The sequence below is a fragment of the Sulfitobacter sp. CW3 genome (assembly GCF_019392245.1).
Lineage (GTDB): Bacteria > Pseudomonadota > Alphaproteobacteria > Rhodobacterales > Rhodobacteraceae > Sulfitobacter.
The window spans coordinates 1-250 of the sequence record NZ_JAHXRL010000441.1 but is presented as its reverse complement, the minus strand read 5'-3'; the positions used below and the strand labels follow the sequence as shown (position 1 = coordinate 250).

The following is a 250-nucleotide window of genomic DNA, read 5'->3' as shown; positions in this document are numbered from 1 at the left end:
CGGCAAGACCGAAGCGGCGCGGCAGTTGGCCAAGGCCATGGGGATCGAGCTGGTGCGCTTCGACATGTCCGAATACATGGAGCGCCACACCGTGTCGCGCCTGATTGGTGCGCCTCCAGGCTATGTCGGGTTCGATCAGGGCGGTCTGCTGACCGAAGCGATCACCAAGCAGCCGCATTGCGTATTGCTGCTCGATGAAATCGAGAAGGCCCACCCGGAAGTCTTCAACCTGCTGCTGCAGGTCATGGAC

1 protein-coding gene is annotated in these 250 nt (G+C 61.6%); it reads left to right on the top strand.

Annotated elements, in window-relative coordinates; all coding sequences use genetic code 11:
- Positions 1–250 (top strand): AAA family ATPase (locus tag KZZ06_RS21735; RefSeq protein ID WP_219581990.1); only part of this gene is annotated, 250 nt, incomplete at both ends.